This is a genomic window from Yersinia aldovae ATCC 35236 (genome assembly GCF_000173735.1).
Lineage (GTDB): Bacteria > Pseudomonadota > Gammaproteobacteria > Enterobacterales > Enterobacteriaceae > Yersinia > Yersinia aldovae.
Window position 1 is genome coordinate 1 of sequence record NZ_ACCB01000123.1, and the last position, 350, is coordinate 350.

Here is a 350-nt window from a genome sequence, read left to right on the forward strand (position 1 = left end):
TGTCGTGCAAACACTCGAGCAACTCATTGAGTGGAAAGGAAAAGCGGCAGCAATACGATGTGATAACGGGCCAGAATATACCAGTAAGACGCTGATATCATGGGCCAATACGCAAGATATCCGGATTAACTTTATCCAGCCCGGTAATCCACAGCAAAATGCCTATATTGAGCGTTACAACCGGACGGTACGCTATGACTGGCTGGGACAAAACCTGTTTACATCTCTGGATGAATTACAGAACTATGCCACGCAGTGGCAATGGTTTTATAATCACGAAAGACCCAATATGGCGCTGAATGGCTACACACCGATGCAGCATATACAGCGCATGGTCTGATTCTACATAT

1 protein-coding gene is annotated in these 350 nt (G+C 45.7%); it reads left to right on the forward strand.

Features of this window, described 5'->3' with window-relative positions:
- The coding region (locus tag YALDO0001_RS19530) for an integrase core domain-containing protein (RefSeq protein ID WP_042840689.1) at positions 1 to 340 on the forward strand (340 nt) is incomplete at its 5' end.
- Between the last annotated feature and the right edge of the window lie 10 nt (positions 341 to 350).